This is a genomic window from Pseudoalteromonas sp. QJM3NY_22, from assembly GCF_056173065.1.
On sequence record NZ_CM149655.1, the window covers coordinates 1,392,639 to 1,409,686 of the forward strand.

The 17,048-nt window shown below is 38.0% G+C and carries 16 protein-coding genes; 8 read left to right on the plus strand and 8 right to left on the minus strand.

Annotated elements, in window-relative coordinates:
* Positions 1 to 9: 9 nt before the first annotated feature.
* Both AC0VZ4_RS06130 and AC0VZ4_RS06135 read right to left on the minus strand, forming a co-directional pair.
* Positions 10 to 324 carry a hypothetical protein gene (locus AC0VZ4_RS06130; protein ID WP_306723798.1) on the minus strand — a complete coding sequence of 105 codons (315 nt, stop codon included), beginning with the start codon at positions 322 to 324 and terminating at the stop codon, positions 10 to 12.
* 13 nt (positions 325 to 337) lie between these two features.
* Positions 338 to 1,303, minus strand: a complete 966-nt coding sequence (locus AC0VZ4_RS06135; protein WP_475441623.1) for a YHYH protein — start codon at positions 1,301 to 1,303, stop codon at positions 338 to 340.
* Positions 1,304 to 1,520: 217 nt separating this feature from the next.
* Here AC0VZ4_RS06135 and AC0VZ4_RS06140 point away from each other — a divergent pair, with 217 nt between their 5' ends.
* Positions 1,521 to 2,282 carry a sulfite exporter TauE/SafE family protein gene (locus AC0VZ4_RS06140; protein ID WP_008136354.1) on the plus strand — a complete coding sequence of 254 codons (762 nt, stop codon included), beginning with the start codon at positions 1,521 to 1,523 and terminating at the stop codon, positions 2,280 to 2,282.
* A gap of 206 nt (positions 2,283 to 2,488) precedes the next feature.
* Here AC0VZ4_RS06140 and AC0VZ4_RS06145 read toward each other — a convergent pair whose 3' ends face one another.
* Together AC0VZ4_RS06145 and AC0VZ4_RS06150 are read right to left on the minus strand one after the other, a co-directional pair.
* On the minus strand, positions 2,489 to 3,124 hold the full coding sequence (locus tag AC0VZ4_RS06145; RefSeq protein ID WP_033028238.1) for an SDR family oxidoreductase: 636 nt from the start codon (positions 3,122 to 3,124) through the stop codon (positions 2,489 to 2,491).
* Positions 3,125 to 3,214: 90 nt separating this feature from the next.
* Positions 3,215 to 4,834: an IS1634 family transposase gene (locus AC0VZ4_RS06150; RefSeq protein WP_475441202.1), complete on the minus strand. Its 1,620-nt coding sequence runs from the start codon at positions 4,832 to 4,834 to the stop codon at positions 3,215 to 3,217.
* Between the two features lie 379 nt (positions 4,835 to 5,213).
* Between AC0VZ4_RS06150 and AC0VZ4_RS06155 the strand changes: the two genes are divergently transcribed.
* Complete coding sequence (locus AC0VZ4_RS06155; RefSeq protein ID WP_475439680.1) at positions 5,214 to 5,975, plus strand: IS5 family transposase; 762 nt, start codon at positions 5,214 to 5,216, stop codon at positions 5,973 to 5,975.
* A 303-nt stretch (positions 5,976 to 6,278) separates the two neighbouring features.
* Here the strand turns inward: AC0VZ4_RS06155 and mnmC are convergent, their stop codons facing one another.
* A complete protein-coding gene (mnmC, locus tag AC0VZ4_RS06160; protein WP_475441203.1) occupies positions 6,279 to 8,288 on the minus strand; it encodes a bifunctional tRNA (5-methylaminomethyl-2-thiouridine)(34)-methyltransferase MnmC2/FAD-dependent 5-carboxymethylaminomethyl-2-thiouridine(34) oxidoreductase MnmC1 in 2,010 nt (669 codons plus the stop codon).
* 179 nt (positions 8,289 to 8,467) lie between these two features.
* Between mnmC and fabB the strand changes: the two genes are divergently transcribed.
* Both fabB and AC0VZ4_RS06170 read left to right on the plus strand, forming a co-directional pair.
* Positions 8,468 to 9,679, plus strand: a complete 1,212-nt coding sequence (gene fabB / locus AC0VZ4_RS06165) for a beta-ketoacyl-ACP synthase I (RefSeq protein ID WP_007377718.1) — start codon at positions 8,468 to 8,470, stop codon at positions 9,677 to 9,679.
* Positions 9,680 to 9,808: 129 nt separating this feature from the next.
* Complete coding sequence (locus tag AC0VZ4_RS06170) at positions 9,809 to 10,318, plus strand: GNAT family N-acetyltransferase (RefSeq protein ID WP_033028241.1); 510 nt, start codon at positions 9,809 to 9,811, stop codon at positions 10,316 to 10,318.
* 189 nt (positions 10,319 to 10,507) lie between these two features.
* On the opposite strand, the gene AC0VZ4_RS06175 is transcribed toward AC0VZ4_RS06170, so the two are convergent.
* The 3 genes from AC0VZ4_RS06175 to AC0VZ4_RS06185 all read right to left on the minus strand — a co-directional run bounded on the left by AC0VZ4_RS06175 (position 10,508) and on the right by AC0VZ4_RS06185 (position 12,579).
* Positions 10,508 to 10,894, minus strand: a complete 387-nt coding sequence (locus AC0VZ4_RS06175) for an MmcQ/YjbR family DNA-binding protein (protein WP_007377720.1) — start codon at positions 10,892 to 10,894, stop codon at positions 10,508 to 10,510.
* 326 nt (positions 10,895 to 11,220) lie between these two features.
* Positions 11,221 to 12,018: a hypothetical protein gene (locus AC0VZ4_RS06180; protein ID WP_475441204.1), complete on the minus strand. Its 798-nt coding sequence runs from the start codon at positions 12,016 to 12,018 to the stop codon at positions 11,221 to 11,223.
* A gap of 27 nt (positions 12,019 to 12,045) precedes the next feature.
* Positions 12,046 to 12,579 (minus strand): hypothetical protein, encoded by a 534-nt coding sequence (locus tag AC0VZ4_RS06185; RefSeq protein WP_475441205.1) that lies wholly within the window; start codon positions 12,577 to 12,579, stop codon positions 12,046 to 12,048.
* A gap of 586 nt (positions 12,580 to 13,165) precedes the next feature.
* Between AC0VZ4_RS06185 and AC0VZ4_RS06190 the strand changes: the two genes are divergently transcribed.
* From AC0VZ4_RS06190 to AC0VZ4_RS06205, 4 genes are all read left to right on the plus strand, one after another.
* Positions 13,166 to 14,413: an SAM-dependent methyltransferase gene (locus AC0VZ4_RS06190; RefSeq protein WP_475441206.1), complete on the plus strand. Its 1,248-nt coding sequence runs from the start codon at positions 13,166 to 13,168 to the stop codon at positions 14,411 to 14,413.
* Position 14,414: 1 nt separating this feature from the next.
* A complete protein-coding gene (locus AC0VZ4_RS06195) occupies positions 14,415 to 15,362 on the plus strand; it encodes a methionyl-tRNA formyltransferase (RefSeq protein WP_475441207.1) in 948 nt (315 codons plus the stop codon).
* A gap of 158 nt (positions 15,363 to 15,520) precedes the next feature.
* Entirely contained in the window at positions 15,521 to 15,649 is a 129-nt protein-coding gene (locus AC0VZ4_RS06200) for a hypothetical protein (protein ID WP_475441208.1), read from the plus strand.
* Between the two features lie 428 nt (positions 15,650 to 16,077).
* Positions 16,078 to 16,689, plus strand: coding sequence for a phage tail protein (locus AC0VZ4_RS06205; protein WP_475441209.1), 612 nt, complete (start codon positions 16,078 to 16,080; stop codon positions 16,687 to 16,689).
* Positions 16,690 to 17,048: the final 359 nt, after the last annotated feature.

Consider the following 17,048-nt stretch of genomic DNA (forward strand, 5'->3'; position numbering starts at 1 on the left):
GCTAAAATATTAATGTGTAGCCTGTTTACTTAACTTATAAGCAGAGCTTTGAGGAGTCACTTCATTTTTCGTCCTTTTAGTGGCTTTTTCTATTATGTTTTCGAGAGGTTGAGTACGTACACACATAAGTACATTATTCATTGCTTGGCAAGTACCGGTTGCTTTTTGATTATGTGTTGTATAGGTGCACGTTTGGTTAAGGTTTTTGTTTTCACATGCATGCCAAGGTGCGGTATTACCATGGCCTGCGTGGCTAAACGCATAAAATGAGTTGCCTAATGTAAAAGTCACAATAACCATTTTTGATATAGTTAACATTTTCATGTTGTTGTCCTTTTTATTGTGCGGTTTCGCCTTTGTAATAACCAATAAACATATTTTCTGAGACGCTTGCTGCATGGTAATGATAGCCGCGTGTGTCGTCGTAATGTCCTCTGCATTCATCTAAATCAGTTGGTTCTGTATTATTGCTCCCTAGCATGGCAAAGATCCCAAAACCATCAAATGCATAACCTACCATTGCAGCATGTCCGTCTGATTGAGCTTGCGTTTGGCTACAACCTGCTTCGCCATGATAGTGGTAGCCTTCATTAAGGTTTATGTGGCCTGCACAATCATCAAATGCGGCTATGGTATAGGCACTTAAAATGGCATCTACAGGGGCTGGAGCAGCTAACACAACTCCATTAAGCGCGATGCCTATATTTGATCTACCAACACTATTTGCTTGGTTTGCGGTTACGGGGGTTATAGGTATTAAAAATGATTGCGAGATACCACCATTTACATACTCTATTGAACATTCTACGCAGTGGTTTTGGTATTGTTCTTCTACATTGGGCCTTGCTGCACCATCGCATGATGCATACGTATTTGTGATATTTACTTGTCCTGTGCTTTCGTCATAAAGTTGCCAGTGGCTATCATTATATAATGCGGGTAAATTTAAAATAAAATCACCGGTAATGTCATATACCTCGCCATTACCATCAAACCAAATACCCGCTTCATCAGCATTTGAGGTAATAGTGTTTGGGCAAAAAATACCTATTTCATGATTTGCAGGTGCACCTGCAATCTCAATTTTATAGCATGATGTTTCATCGCCATTACTCAATGTACACAATTGAGTTGTTATAGCTGATACCAATGCACCACCTTCGAAATTAAAAGGGTCTACTTCAATTACTGTAGTCGTTGTTGTATTGGGTGAAGTATTATCAATAATAATCGCTTCTGTTTCAGTTGTGTCTTTGTCGTTATTGCTACCACATGCTGATAACCCAATGGCTGTTACACTCATGAAAACAAGCTTTAAAAACTCTGATTTTAGTTTTATCACGTGATTAATCCAAATAATGAAGTGGGGTATAGGGTATTTGTTAAATGTGCAAATAAAGCGCAAAAATTAAGTAACATTACACGCAGGTAAATGGCTGTTCAGGCTGATGAAAAATAGCAGTAGACCTTGGTATATTTAATCGCCATTATTATGGCTCTATTAAAAGCATGGTTTACAGATGGATTTATTTACCACTGATCTTATTTCGCCTCTGTTGGCGAGCGTTTTTATTGTGTTAGCGGGCTTCACTTCATTTTTTTCAGCTGCATTTGGTGCCGGCGGCGGGTTGATGTTGCTTGTTGTAATGGCATCATTTATGCCAATGACGTTGGTTGTGCCTGTACATGGGCTTGTGCAATTAGGTTCGAACACAAATCGGTTATTACTCACTTTTAAGCATATAGACAAAAAAATGTTTATTTATTTTACGCTTGGAGGGAGTGCAGGGGCTATATTATCGAGTTTTGTTATTGTCGATATTCAACTTGATGCTATGAAATTAATAGCGGGGCTTTTTGTAATTTATTTATTGTGGGGAAAAATCCCCAATGCGTTACAAAGCAGTTCGGTCGTGTGGCGTTTTTTTTCCGGCTTTGTTACCACGTTTATTTCTATGTTTGTTGGGGCAAGTGGCCCACTCGTTGGAAGTTGCTTGCACATGAGCAATTACAGCAAGCTGCGATTTACGGCGACGTTTTCTGGCATTATGTCGGTTCAACATTTATTTAAAGCGGGTGTATATGCAGCGGTTGGTTTTAGCTTTTGGCAATGGTTGCCTTTGGTTGGAGCAATGATTTTAAGTGGTGCATTAGGTACATGGTTGGGTGTTCGATTACTGCATCGTATACCGACAGAAAAATTTAAGTGTATTTTTAAATGCATATTAACATTACTGGCATTACAGCTAGCTTGGCAGGGCCTTGAGGTAATATTTAATTAACTTGAACTCTGGGCAATAAATCTATCTCAAGTAGTTATTTTAAGCGCTAACTGCGTTGAATTTACTTTGTTCTCACTGAAAGCTCTGGCTAGAGATAAATAAATTTAAATATTATTATGGTTCAATATGTAATACCAATCCCTTAACCAGAGTTCTGGTTAAGGGATTGGTATTACATTGTACTAATTTTGTGGTTTTGTTGGCGTTTATTTAACAGCGGATTTGATAGGTTTGTCACCATCGAACAGTTCAAAAATACGGTTGCTATTTGGGCTGTTAGTTGCAATATGAAGTAATGCATTAGCAACATTTTCTCGGCTAATTTTAGCTTTATCACTATCTTTAGGGCGTTCGGTTGTTACTGCTAACGATGCTTTTTCGTCGGTTAATGTAGCAGGGCGAATAATTGTGTAATTTAAGCCACTGTTAATTAAATGCTCATCAGCCATATGCTTAGCTACAAGGTATGGTTTTAAGTCGCCATCTATTGAGTCGGGATCGTCTGCACCAATAGAGCTAACCATGATGAAGTGTTTTGTTGAATGTTCACGGGCGTAGTTTGCAGCTTTAGTTGCTGCCCATAAATCAATTAAAACGGTTTTGTCGTCGCCAGTACTACCGCCCGAACCTGCAGCAAATATAACTTGATCGCAGCCTTTTAGCGCGTTGCTAAAGTCGCCTTCGAGATCTTGCTCTACAATACTTAAAAAAGGGCTTTTTAAATCACTTAGCTTGTTTTTATCACGCACTAGGGCAACCACATTTTGTTCATTTTTTAATAATAACTCAGTGGTCATTTTACCAATTTTACCGCTTGCGCCAATAATTAAGGTCTTGCTCATAATTAATTCCTTCTTAACTAGTACCAATTTTATTAAAAAGTGAATATTCTGGCGAAGATAGTAACTTACTAACAGGCATTGATCAGACCCCTAGGCAACTTTTTGGATTTTATATAAATGCAACGCATGTCCACCAATGAGCCTTATTATCTTTTCCCTGAACTCATCAAAACCATCCAAGCTGATTTTGTCGCCTTGCTGGAGTAGATTAATTCCCTCAAAACACTGAAAGACCCAACGTAATGTTGGGTTAGATATTTCTTTATTGATTTGATTCGCTATCGTGGCTTTTTCTTTTTTCATATTCGCTCTCATTCGTCTTTGCGCGATTGAATAAACTAACAATGAAAGTGTCATCACCATCAACAGAGCATCTATTCTACTTGGCTTTTTGATAAATAATGATGAAACAAAAAACAAGGGGTCTTTTAAAAACCTAAACCCTTTTTCTACTTCAGATTGTGCTTTGTAATGCTTAAGTAAACCTACTGGTGAAAGGGCTTCTTTATCAATATTCGTTGCTAATACGAAGCATGACTTTTGTTCTACAATCTGTTTTATTGCGCTTTCGTTTTCTTCAATTTCTGCCGTGATTTGCCATTCAATATTTTTTACTGGCGCATCTTTTTTAGGTCGCCCTTTACCTTCATAGACTTTATGCTTAATAAATTGCTGAGTCGCTATTTGATGATGCTTCATCTTTTTCGCTAATTTATCTAATGCGCGTTGTGCGTCAGTTTGACAAGCGAAACGTTGAGCTTGTAAATGGAAGAGGTCTTTTTTGATGCCTGTGTGTGCTCGCTCAACTTGTCGAACAATGCTTTTTTGTGCTCGGCTATTAGCTGCTTTTGAATAAATAATCATCCATCTTTGCTTTATCCCCATATGCTCAATCTCTTCAACAACATATTGATAGTTATCATCAATATTAACCCATTGGTTGGCTGCTATGGCTGTACTTATAGAGGATTTTTCAAGAGAAATTGTTGAAGGTACTAGCGTGAGAAATTGAATTTTGGTTAAAAACTCAGCATTACTTTTATGATAAAGTTTACAGTCTGCCACAAGGTATTTAGGAGCTTGGCTTTTTTTGAACTCGTCAACAAGCGCCTTACTTCGCGCTTTAAAAATAGCGGTGTCTGCGCTGTTATCATCCCAGTTTTTACATGCAAGCGGGATCCCACCATCTTGGCTAACAATGATTTCTTGTACGACTTGTTTTAAATCAGGACGGTGAGCCTTGCTATAGCCATGAGTAATTTTAATGACGTTTTCATCACTATCTCCATCATCAAAAGCATATTCACCTGTCAGTGAGTGACTCGTTGTATCAAGTGATTCAAAGGTTTTATCAACTTGTTCTATTTCACATGCTTGTCCGGAGACTAATGAAAATAAGCTTTCACAGCCAAACTCGAAGCATTGATCGAGAGTTCTACCAAGTTTGTGACGATTAAAATGTGATGCTTGAACCCCTTCACGAAATAAATGTTCAAGAGGCAAGTTAGTAAAAAATTGAGGGCTGAGTGATAAAGGTCGATTGGCAAAACCGAGTCCATTCATGATCATGCCTTTTACAGCTTCACCGGGGGTGATTTCTTGTTTATCGTCTTGAGGTAAGTATTGATCTAAAAGGCTGACAATTTTTAAGTCTTCTATAACACCTGAAACAATACCGTGATGGTCTAACCGTTTGATTTTTAGATTCATATACACCTCAAAGTTGAGATGTTATTTTATCAAATTAAAGAGAATTAAGCGTTTAAATTAAATCGAAATTTTTGAAATTGGTCTGATCAATGTCTGTTACTAACGTTGTTAAAATTATTTATACAGATCACTCTGTGTCATAATTTTTACTTTGTTATTAAGCTATTTTTCATCGTTATAATAAATCACTAATTTAATGCTGTTGGTATAAATAAATTGAAAAGTAATGTGCTGTGTAAACAGACCTTGGGGTAGGCGTTTATTTTTAAAGGGTAAATTTGAGTTTAATTAGGGCGTGTTGATCTTTGCGGTATAAAAAACAAACAGCATAAGGATAAGGTATAATTGAATTCGCTAAAAAACGTTACACCGAACCCTCATGCCAAGATTAATGTTAACAGACGCGACATGGAATGTCTTATCAAAAGTAATGCACTTAAGTGGTCGAATTTATAATAAGCCTGAGCATAGAAAAACGCTCGAAGGCATACTCTATAGGATGCGTACCGGTATTCCTTGGCGAGATTTACCGTCTTATTTCGGCTCGTGGAGTGCTATTTATAGACGATTTAATTTATGGTCCAAAAAAGATATTTTGAATGAATTATTTCGAGTGTTATCCCACTATGCTGATATGGATTGGATCTTTATTGATGGCAGTATTGTCAGGGCTCACCAGCATAGTTGCGGTGCAAGAACCGCTGACAATGAATCAATCGGTAAGAGTCGAGGTGGTAATTCGACTAAAATTCATCTTGCAGTAGATAGCGGAGGATTGCCTGTTTATTATGAATTATCCTGTGGAAATACGCATGATATCGTCCATGCAGAGTCACTTGTAGCCAATTGCCCAACGAGTAATGTTGTTGTCGCAGATAAAGGCTACGATAGTGAAAAACTAAGAGAGTTTATTCGTGACAATAGCGCTACACCCGTTATTCCACGCAAGGATAACAGTTTAGTGGGTAATGAAGATATTGACTGGTGCATGTACAAATATAGGCACTTAGTTGAGAATGCCTTTGGTCGGATCAAACAATATAGAGGGATAGCCACACGGTATGAAAAGCTTGAGCGGAATTATCATTCCATGCTCGCTTTAGCATTCACTATGATGTGGCTACCAATATGGGCTGATTAATATATATACTACAAAGATCAACAGCCCCTAGTAATATTAAATAAAATAACGTGGTTTAAATTGGATACTTAACAGAGCATGATAAAAATGACTATTTTACGTTTATTTTTCAATAATAATACTGATTTTTGTCACATAATCACGTTGGTACAAACTTATTCTTACACTGTGTTTTTGGTAGTTATAGAAAAGGGTTCGATGGGTATTGTTTCCTTTATTATGTAATGGCGCTTTGGCTAGGGCTGCTAAATATTGCAAAAATTAAAAATAATATACTCAGTGATAATACTTTCATAAATGCCTTTATATTTTATTACGTATTAAATCACGAACTATAAAGCGGGCAGGATGAATAGCTTGGCTAATACGCTCGCTTAACGGGCGAGGCTCATTGTTTAAACAGCTAATAAGGTGCTCTGCACTGAGTGGGGCACTACACAAAGCACGTGCGCCAAAACCGGTAAAAATATGCAGACCTTGCTGTGATTTAGTTAGTTGCTGGTACTGATAGCGCTTACCTAGGCGCAAGTTAGCAAAGGCTGTAATGTAATCACGTTGTTCACACCATTGTCCTGCCATTGGTAGGTGATCTATAAATGTGCAGCGAACAGCTGCTTTTGCAGAAGTTATAGTGCCAAGGGTTGAGGCAAATTCACTTTGCTGATAAAAGCTAAGTAGTTGCTCTAGGTTTAATTGATTGTCTTGATCTGTTACTTGACGACTTTTAGTGTTTTTTTCAAACGTGGCACCCATACAGTGATGATCTAAATAAGCAGGGGTGAAATAGCCTTTATGACATAGTACTGTTTTTAGTTTGCGTGATTGCTCACTTGCCTGAACATGCGAAACTTGACCTCTTACGCCTACAATAGGTAACGCTTTTGTTTGCTCAAATGAATCACTGTGTTCACCCGCACATATAATTACGTCACTAAAAGGACCTAGTTGCTCGCTATTAGTTAATAAAAACCAGCCGTCTTCGGTTTTTTTAAGCTGTTCAATATTACAGTTAAATAGGCTTTTAAAGGGCATTAAGCTATGTGCTGCTTTTAGCATGGCATTGACTAGTTGCGGAGGGTTAACCCAGCCGCCTTGTTCAAAAAACACGCCCGAATAACCTGTTTCTACGCCGGCTATTTCGTCGCCTTGCTCTGCGGTTACGTTGTGCATTAGCTGGGTTGGCCACAGTTGTTTTTGTGCTAAGTTTTCATGTTTATCGGCCAGAGGCTTTTTTACTGCGTGCTGTAATACGCCGCACCAATCGTAATCAAAGCTAAAGCCGCTACCGAGTAACTGGTTATACAAACGTTTTGCGTATAAAAAGCTATGTGCGAATAATTCACTGTGCGGTGAATTTTTAGCTTGTAGGTGAGGGTAAATAGCACCTTGTACATTATGCGAAGCGCCCATTGCGGGCTTTTCATCTTGGCAGAATAATTGGCTTGTTATGCCTCGTTTAGCCAAACTATATAAAATGCAGCTACTGGCTATACCGCCGCCAATGACCGCTACATTTTTTAAAGCGCTGCTATCTTGATGAAAATATGCAGGAGCTGATTGAGCATCATTTACGCACTCTAGTTGGCCAACAAGCATATCTCTTTTTTGGCCAAAGCCTTTGGCTTTTTTAGTATTAAAGCCTGCATCAATTAATCCACGGCGAACAAAACCTGCTGAAGTAAATGTTGATAAGGTTGCACTTGCCCTTGATATATTGACCATAGAATTAAATAAACTTTGCTGCCACATTTCGGGGTTTTTACTTGGCGCAAAACCATCTAAATACCAAGCGTCAACAATTCCTATTTGCGGATAGCTCATAGCTTGTATTGATTCAAGTGCATCACCAAAGTATAAATCGAGAACAACCAGTCCATTGTCAAATTCGAGTCTGTGGCATCCTTCTAAATTAATTGGGTATTGTTTAGATAATTTGTTACTAAAGGCGCTTAATGATGGCCATGCCTGTAGTGCTTTGTTTAAATCGTCTATGTGCAGTGGATATTTTTCAAATGAAATAAAGTGTAAGCGTTTAACACCATTATCTAATTGATTTTGAACTTGTTGACGTGCAAGGTGGTCAGTAAAGCGTTGCCATGTATTTAAAAAGTTTAAACCTGTACCAAAGCCAGTTTCGGCAATAACAAAATGTGGTTGGTCATGATTTTGTAATCGTGCATCTATATTATTTTGATCATAATACACATAATGCGATTCAGCTAAGCCATCGTCATTAGAAAAATAAATATCACCGAAGTCATTAGCGAAAGGTGTACCTAAATTATTAAAGTGTATATGTGCATTTTTGATCATGATTTTTTAATTTTATAGATATATTTTTTAATTATTTTACGTGTTTTCTTTGTAATAGTCTGGCGTTATTTATAAGCTGGCGGTTCAGAGTACAAGTGTACGCTAGAAAGCTGACCACTTAGGTGATTAAATTCGCGTAAAATAGAACACAATTGAGTATTAAGCTAAGGGAATTACCCATGAGAAGAGCTGTAATTACAGGTATCGGTGTTGTATCAAGTATCGGTAACAACAAAGAAGAAGTATTAGAATCGCTAAAAACAGGTAAGAGCGGTATCGCTTTTAACCAAGAATTTGCTGATTATAAGTTACGTAGTAACGTATCGGGTAAAATTGATATTGATGTTAAAGCCCATGTTGATCGCAAAGCAATGCGCTTTATGGGTGATGCTGCTGCTTATTCTTATATTTCGATGACACAAGCAATCGAAGACTCAGGTTTGTCTGACGAACAAGTATCTAATGAGCGCACGGGTATTATTGTTGGCTCTGGTGGCGGTTCGTCTAAATGGCAAGTAGAAGCAGCTGATATTTTACGTGAAAAAGGCGTAAAACGTGTGGGGCCTTATATGGTGCCACGTACTATGGCAAGTACAACTTCTGCTTGTTTAGCAACCCCTTTTAAAATTAAAGGTGTTAACTATTCAATTAGCTCAGCATGTGCTACGTCGGCGCATTGTATTGGTAACGCGGTAGAACAAATTCAACTTGGTAAACAAGACGTTGTATTTGCTGGTGGCGGTGAAGAATTACACTGGACATTAGCAATGGAATTTGACGCTATGGGCGCACTTTCTACTAAATACAACGAAACACCTGAAAAAGCATCTCGTACATATGATGCAAACCGTGATGGTTTTGTTATTTCTGGCGGTGGCGGTATTGTTGTAGTTGAAGAACTTGAACATGCCCTTGCGCGTGGCGCACACATTTACGCTGAAATTGTTGGCTACGGTGCAACATCAGATGGCTACGACATGGTTGCGCCATCTGGCGAAGGTGCGGCACGTTGTATGCGCCAAGCTATGCAAGATGTAGACAGTATTGATTACTTAAATACTCACGGTACATCTACACCTGTAGGCGACGTTAAAGAGCTTGGTGCAATTCAAGAAGTGTTTGGCGGTAAGTCACCAATGATCAGTGCAACTAAAGCTATGACAGGCCATGCTCTAGGTGCTGCGGGTGTTCACGAAGCAATCTTTTCATTATTAATGTTAGAGCACAGCTTTGTAGCGCCTTCAATTAATATTGATGACCTAGATGAGCAAGCGGCTGGTTTAGATATTATTACTGAACGTCGTGATGTTGAACTCAATACGGTTATGTCAAATAGCTTTGGCTTTGGTGGCACAAACGCGACTTTAGTAATGAGTAAATATAAAGGCTAATTGGTTCTACTTGGTTTTTATATAATTTATAGCCGCTCACTTTATAAGTGAGCGGCTTTTTACTTAAGAATTTATAAGTTATTGCGATTGTTTTTCGTGCTTTTATTAATAATCATTTGTAGAGGGCCTATGCAGTTATTTACAGAACGATTAAAAATGCGGCAATTGAGTGATGCTGATTGGTCTGTTTTTTTGCAGCTCCATCGTGAACCCGACGTGCTTGAATATTGCTTTGACATGCCAAAAGAAGTATTTGTGAGGCAGCGGTTTGAGCAGCGCTTACCTATTTGGGATCCAGACTCTCGCCATCCATTATGCTTTGCTGTTATCAACAATGAAACACAGGAGGTTATAGGTGTTACTGGTTTTACTTATGATGGAATAACTGCCGAACTAGGGTATTTATTTTTACCAAAACACTTCTCTAAAGGGTACGCAACTGAGTCGTTAAGAACCGTAATCGAATGGGCGTGGCAAGAATGTGGTATCAAACAGTTTAAAGCTGTGGTGACACGGGGTAATACAAGCTCAGAAAATGTATTGAGCAAATGCGGATTAACACAGACAGATACTATACCTCAATCACATATTATTGCTGGTACGCGTTATGATGATTTAATTTACACACTCAAAGTCTAATACCAATGCGCAATAATACATAATCAATTTGAGGGATTAAACCTGGCGCTAACAGCGTTAAGCATTCTAAGTTACAAATTTATCAAGGCTATTAAACAGCCCAAGACTGGAAGATTCTAATCTTGAAAGGTTAACAACGCTAGGTGGGTTTATTGGGCTAGAAAGCTAGCCCCTAATAGAAGTAGACGTTTACAAATGCTGCTCTATTGTTTTGCGATCTTTTTCTGGCATGTTTTCCACGACTAAATTAAATGAATTATCGATCATTCGTTCTATTTCGCCTTGTGGAATCGAACCATCTAAAATAACAGTATTCCATAACCGTTTATTCATATGATAGCCTGGGATCACTGCAGGGAAAATGTCGCGTAACGAAAGTGCTTCATCGGGATCGCACTTTAAATTAAGCCACCAAATAATTTCTCCATCGTCATTTGTTTCACCATCATTGCCAACGGCAAGAGTAGCAAACATTTTATGATTCACTTTATAAACATCAACCTCTTGAGCAAACGGTTTTGTAACTTGAACAAGTGGCTTTTTAATTAAATACTCATGCACTCTTATTTGGTCCATGATCCATTCCTTGAAGTCATACTCGGTACACATACCATAGCATTATTTTATTAGTTTTGTGATACGAAATATCGATTGTCTTCATTTTTTTTAGCATTAATACACTGAAGTATTGGAAGTTATTTATATTGATACAGAGATAAACCTTCTAAATACAAAAATCAGCCTATGAGATATTATACCAACCCGCAATAATACTTAATCAATGTGTGGTATTAAATCTGGCGTTAACGGCGTTAAAAACTTCTGACAAAGAGCAACTAAATAATGAATTTTTACCTTGTTACCAACAAGGCTTGCTTACCTAAAGTAAACCAGTTAATAGGCTAAACTGACTTTGGTAAAGACGAATAGGCAATGACAGCGGCATCACGTTGAGCGAGATCTGGTTTAGTTGTATTTTTACTATAAAGAAGGCAAAACTCTGTGGGATCCCCTTTGGCTGTTAAGTAATATTCATGAGTGAATTGTAATAGAACTTCTTTCCAACGCTTTGTAATTGAATCGGGGGCGCTTGGTAAAGAATTTAAAATGAGTTTCGATTCTTCAAAATTACTATTAATTGCAACATTCAGCATGTCATCGTTAGCAGCCGCCAACCAACTAGATCCATTATTACCTACGCAAAGCAATGGCATATAAGGTGCTAGAGCTGGGCACACATCATTTTTGTATATTTCGACTTGCCAGTATGGACGGGCTATTTTTATAAACTGAGTAAAACTTTCAATTGTTGTAAATTTGGATGTTGCCAAAGGTAAAATTTCGACTCTTGGCTTATTTGCATTAACGGTGTCATTGGCAACATCGATATACCATGGCCCGAATATGAGTGCGTTTTGAAAGTATTCATCTCGTAATGACCCCCATGCTTTTTTTAAATCGGTACCTTGGTTAATACGCTTTTTTAATAAGCACAGACCTGGTTTATCTGTTTGTGGTAGTTGTATTTGCAATAATGAAAACACTTCATCGCGAATTTCTCTACAACGCCCTATTGGGTAGGGTTTATTGGCAAAATAAGGCATTTTAGGCGCAAGTGTTAAATCGGCAATTAATCTAAGTTGTGCTAAATCGTTGCACAACATAGTTAGCTGCTTTGGCGTAAGGCTGTTATTAAGCACTCATATTCCTTATAAAATCTACTACGACTATTTTAGCTGAGCTTGTGTATAAGCGTCATTTCTTAGCCACCTTAACATGTTTGGATAGCCGTTTGGGTGATTGGGCTGTTCACACATAAACCATGAATATAAAAGAGGGTAACCAAAACCAGTGCTGTTGGTAAAGGCCTCGATTAAGTTATCAGATGCCCCTTTATAACCCTGTTCATGAAATAAAATATCCGGGGCGATATTTAAATAGCAAGCTGCTGCCCACGACCAAGCTATTGCAGTCATTTCTTCGGCCGCTTGATGATCATGGTTTTTCATATCCCCTGTTAAACACGTTCTTGTCGTTTCTGAAGTAACTGCAATATGACCTGCTTCATGAAGAATATCACCTGGATATAACAATTTTTCTAAATCAAGTAATAAAGTGCCTTGTTCTATTTTAAGGCCAGGTAAAAAAGTCTTTTCGTGTAACGTTTCATACCGGTGGTTTATACCTATATCAGTAAGAAAGGCTAAAATATTTTCAACCTCAGTTAACTGCTTATCTGTATTGTGTTTAAAGTTAATCATGATGGCGTTAGGTTGCTATTGGTGTTTAACCAATATTTAAACACTTTAATATGCTGTGCAAAAGCTTTTATCAGCCGATTAGCCGCAGACCAATACAAAATAAGCAAACGCATCGACTAGACTCTTTGTTGCTTAGCCCACTAGGTTATAAACCTCACGCCGCGATTTAATCGCCCCTAGATTGAACAAATTTCAATCCACAAAGGTCAACACGTCCTAGCTAAAAGTAATACGCTATTTGAAGGTTAGCTTCAAGTAGCGTATTTACTGGATCCTTTAAAATCTATTTTATTGTAAAGACTGCAAAGGGGAACTTAAGTCCGATTTTATACATGTAATAATAAACAATGCCGTGTAATAAAGTGTAATATTTTTTACAGCAAGTTTGTGGCATATTGTTTTTTATAAATTCCCTTTAATCAATGGTTTAGTAATTTCTTCTTAGTTTATTATTTAAAGTAACTATTATTGATATTTATGCAAAAATAATTGCATTCTAAGCCTTGTGGATTAAAATGTTAGCTGAATGTAGTATTAACGAATGAAGATTTTACATGGTAATCAAAGTCCAAGGAAATGCTTAATTATGAAAACATATAGCTCTCATCCTAAAGCGTGTTTGGAATATGCAGAGCCCCACATTGATGAGCTATTAAAACATTCAATACGTACTCAGCTTGAGTCTCTTCTAAAGTCCAAATTAACAACTGAACAACGCCAACAAGTTTTGCAAAAAAGCTTTGTTGATACAATGACTTTGGTATTGAGCAACACGCAAGTCGAACACCTTCAATTAGTGAACGCTTTTGAGTCTATGTATGATCATGCTGTGCAATCAATGGCATTAGCACAGCTCAGCCAAGAGCAGCTAACGCGGCAATATGTGTCAGGCTCTGGTTTAATTATGTCTCCTCATAACTGCAAACACACCATAAAAGATGTGTATCGTATTCAAGGTTATGCACGTGGGATTGATCAAGCGATAGAAAGCAAGCTTAAGCACTCGTCTTCCATCACCATTTTATACCCCGCCTGTGGCCCATTTGCACCGTTGCTGCTGCCTTTGTTGAGTCACTATAAAGAGAGTAATAAATTTACGTCAAAGCAGGTCAACGTAATTTTGGTAGATGTTCACCCTGGGGCAATATTATCGTTGCAGCAGTTAGTTAAAGACTTACAACTTGGCGATTATGTTTTGCGAATTGAAGAAGCTGATGCTACCCAGTATCACCCTACTGAGTCGATAGATATTCTTGTGCTAGAGGCAATGCAGCATGGTTTCACGAAAGAAGGGCAGCTAAGTATTGCCAAACATTTGGTGCAATTTTTAACCATTGATGGTTGGATGATCCCACAAAATGTCTCAGTGAAAGGCATGATGGTGATAGGAGAAACCGAGTTTAATCAACAATGGAAAGATGTAGATTACAGTCATTCGATCACTATTAATAAAAGCGCACAGCAAGATAGAGTTGAACTCGGTGAAATTTTAAGTATTAACAAATCAACGTTGTTAAATATGCAGGAACTTGAGCTGCAGGACGGCGTAAAAGTTATTCCTGCAAACCAAATTACTTTACCCAGCAATATTCAAGATATGAATAAGCGTGTTTTAGCTATTTATACGCATATCAACACATTTGCTGATGAGAGTGTTGGTCAGTATGACTCAGGGATTACACACCCAAGGCCTGATATGACGTTCTATATAGACGTTAAACCCAGAGATATTGAACACACTCATTTTGTTGCCAATAGCGGTGATACTGTGCAGTTTTATTATCAATTAACTGGTTTGCCTGGGTTTGTCCCTGTCAAAGTACAGGGTGATTAAAGTGAAAAAAATAGCTTTTTTTACAGGTAGCTGCCAAAGTCTACCTGCAATTCAATACTTACTTCAAAGCAATTTATTAGGCTGTGTGGTGTTGGTTGAGGGTGAACCGAACCCCGATTTAATACAGCTGCAACACTGGTTACAACAGCAAGGTATAACGACGTTATCTTACGTTAAAGCACAAGACGAAACACTGATTGCTCAGTTAGATAGACTAGCTATCAATTGTGGGTTGATTTATTTATTTAGACACAAAATAAGAGCGCCATTGATCCAGTATTTCAATGGTGAGTTGATGAATATTCACCCAAGTCCTTTACCTGAATACAGAGGGCCACAACCACTTTATTGGCAATTAAGAAATGGTGAAACACTCACCAAATTAACATTGCACAGAGTAACCGAAGAATTAGACTGTGGCGATATTGCATTGGATGTTGATATAGAGATCCACCCGTTTGACACAATTCAGTGTTTATATCAAAAAACAAATCAAGCCTTACCTTATTTAGTTTCGCAATTTTTTCAGTTGAGTGAGCAAAGTAAACTACAGTGGCGTCAACAAGAACAAAAAAACGTTAAACCAGCACCTGCATTGCAGCAGTTAGATTTATTTATTAATTGGTACAAACACAGCGCTCGCGACATTGTTAATATGGCAAGAGCGGGTAATTTTGATAGCCTATGTGCGCTTTTTCAATTTCGCGAAGGTACTTTTCAATTACTACAAGCAACTAAAGTCGATTCTACATTGAAGGGGGTCAGCCCTGGTACTGTTGTAGAGCTTGATAAAAAACAAGGTTTGATTATAAAAACATATGATGGAGCCGTTAAGTTAGATTTCATTGGCACATCACAGGGTGGCTTTGATGGCTATCGATTTGCACTGCTATTTGCATTAGAACCTGGGCAAATATTGGAGAATATGAATTGTATTAATGGTGCATAATTTTGCAGTAGGTCAATACTTACTTACAATTTATAAGCTATAAATATGATGGTGTAGTTGAGATAAAGTGATATGGCGTGGTTGCGGTAAGGCCAATGTAGTTTGTTATTCCTGTGGTCTAACTATTATCTGATTACCACTTCAGAGGCGAGGTAGATATGAATATAAAAATAGGTCTAACAAACCACGGTGGGTATGAGCTGATTGCTTATTCTTTTAACGGTGGTATTTACCCCGATAGTAGTAAAACCGCAAAAATAATGCAGAGTAAAGGCACGGGTGAGTAGACCATCGTCAATAGTGAGATCACGATTATAGAAATACCCGGTATGGAATTTTTACTGATACATTTTTAGGCGATGAAAAGCTAGAAAACTTCCATGATAGGGTTTGTGAAGTTCCAAGTTACTTTGATAAATATGGACAAATGACACTATTACGCTATAGAACTACAGGGATTTATTGGCGCTTTCCTACCAGTGACGATGCCGCTGAGTTAACCGTATGTGTTATTGATACCGGTACCGTGTGTTTAGATAAGTGTTAATAGGCGTAGCACGCTGTGTTTGTGACTGAGTAGGTGATGGTGGTTCCTAGATTTATGTAAACACTAATTGCGACTAACTCGTGACAGCGGTATTTCCCAAAGCGATAAAATACACTCTACAGTGCGTTTTATAAAAAAGCATTTAAACAAAATATGAAGGAATTATACATGGCAACTGAACCATTTATTGGCACACTGACTACTTTTGGCGGCATTTTTACGATTCGAACTTGGGCAACCTGTTTTGGACAGGTGCAAGCGATCAGCGAGAATGCAGCATTATATTCTTTGCTCGGTACTTTATACGGTGGTGATGGACGCACCACATTTGCTATACCTGACTTGCGAGGTCGCAGTCCTGTTGGACAAGGTACCATGCCAGGGGGATTTAGCTATCAACAGGGCATTAAAATGGGAAGTGAGAGGGTTATACTTGATAAAAGCCAGTTGCCAGAGCACACCCATACAGCTGCTTTCACGGCTAACAGTGATTCAAGTACTAAGGGAAAACTCGAAGTAGCCACCGATAAAGGTGTGCTACAAACGCCCGTTAGTAATTCATATTTAGCAGCAGGTAGCACCAGCGCTAACTATATATCACCTGGGTTGGGAGGAGTAACCCTGACTGAGATTCAAGGACTCACAGTTTCTGGTGGCAGTACTGGAGGAACCGTGGTTATTGGAAGTACAGGTAATAATTTGCCTGTAGAAATAGTGAACCCTGTATTGCCATTAAATTGGCTTATTGCACTACAGGGGATTTATCCGTCACGCAGTTAATTATTTAATAGTAATTAATTTAATAGTTGGCTTTGTGTAGAGCCAACTGATGTTTTGTATGGTGCTCGATTATAAATATTTTGATAAGAACAGTTTGTTGTTGTGTTTTTATACATTTTGAATAAATAGAGGTAGTGGAAAATCAGTTTACAATTGAAGTTTTGTACTAACGATAATTATAAAAAGTAGCCGTATATTGCTCCATATGAGTAAAGGCAATTAAATTAGTCGCACGCTTACATAATAGGCGACGTATAAGTAGCTCTATAAAGTCATGATTAAAGGCTTGTACCTAAAGAGTATTGATATTAAGGATTAAGGTAATGCATTTCAATTCAACATCTTCCACAATAACACAG

What these genes read in the sequence shown, in the direction of transcription:
- AC0VZ4_RS06130 (WP_306723798.1), bottom strand. Translation starts at nt 324, where the DNA reads ATGAAAATGTTAACTATATCAAAAATGGTTATTGTGACTTTTACATTA.
- AC0VZ4_RS06135 (WP_475441623.1), bottom strand. Translation starts at nt 1,303, where the DNA reads ATGAGTGTAACAGCCATTGGGTTATCAGCATGTGGTAGCAATAACGAC.
- AC0VZ4_RS06140 (WP_008136354.1), top strand. Translation starts at nt 1,521, where the DNA reads ATGGATTTATTTACCACTGATCTTATTTCGCCTCTGTTGGCGAGCGTT.
- AC0VZ4_RS06145 (WP_033028238.1), bottom strand. Translation starts at nt 3,124, where the DNA reads ATGAGCAAGACCTTAATTATTGGCGCAAGCGGTAAAATTGGTAAAATG.
- AC0VZ4_RS06150 (WP_475441202.1), bottom strand. Translation starts at nt 4,834, where the DNA reads ATGAATCTAAAAATCAAACGGTTAGACCATCACGGTATTGTTTCAGGT.
- AC0VZ4_RS06155 (WP_475439680.1), top strand. Translation starts at nt 5,214, where the DNA reads ATGCCAAGATTAATGTTAACAGACGCGACATGGAATGTCTTATCAAAA.
- mnmC (WP_475441203.1), bottom strand. Translation starts at nt 8,288, where the DNA reads ATGATCAAAAATGCACATATACACTTTAATAATTTAGGTACACCTTTC.
- fabB (WP_007377718.1), top strand. Translation starts at nt 8,468, where the DNA reads ATGAGAAGAGCTGTAATTACAGGTATCGGTGTTGTATCAAGTATCGGT.
- AC0VZ4_RS06170 (WP_033028241.1), top strand. Translation starts at nt 9,809, where the DNA reads ATGCAGTTATTTACAGAACGATTAAAAATGCGGCAATTGAGTGATGCT.
- AC0VZ4_RS06175 (WP_007377720.1), bottom strand. Translation starts at nt 10,894, where the DNA reads ATGGACCAAATAAGAGTGCATGAGTATTTAATTAAAAAGCCACTTGTT.
- AC0VZ4_RS06185 (WP_475441205.1), bottom strand. Translation starts at nt 12,579, where the DNA reads ATGATTAACTTTAAACACAATACAGATAAGCAGTTAACTGAGGTTGAA.
- AC0VZ4_RS06190 (WP_475441206.1), top strand. Translation starts at nt 13,166, where the DNA reads ATGAAAACATATAGCTCTCATCCTAAAGCGTGTTTGGAATATGCAGAG.
- AC0VZ4_RS06200 (WP_475441208.1), top strand. Translation starts at nt 15,521, where the DNA reads ATGAATATAAAAATAGGTCTAACAAACCACGGTGGGTATGAGCTGATT.
- AC0VZ4_RS06205 (WP_475441209.1), top strand. Translation starts at nt 16,078, where the DNA reads ATGGCAACTGAACCATTTATTGGCACACTGACTACTTTTGGCGGCATT.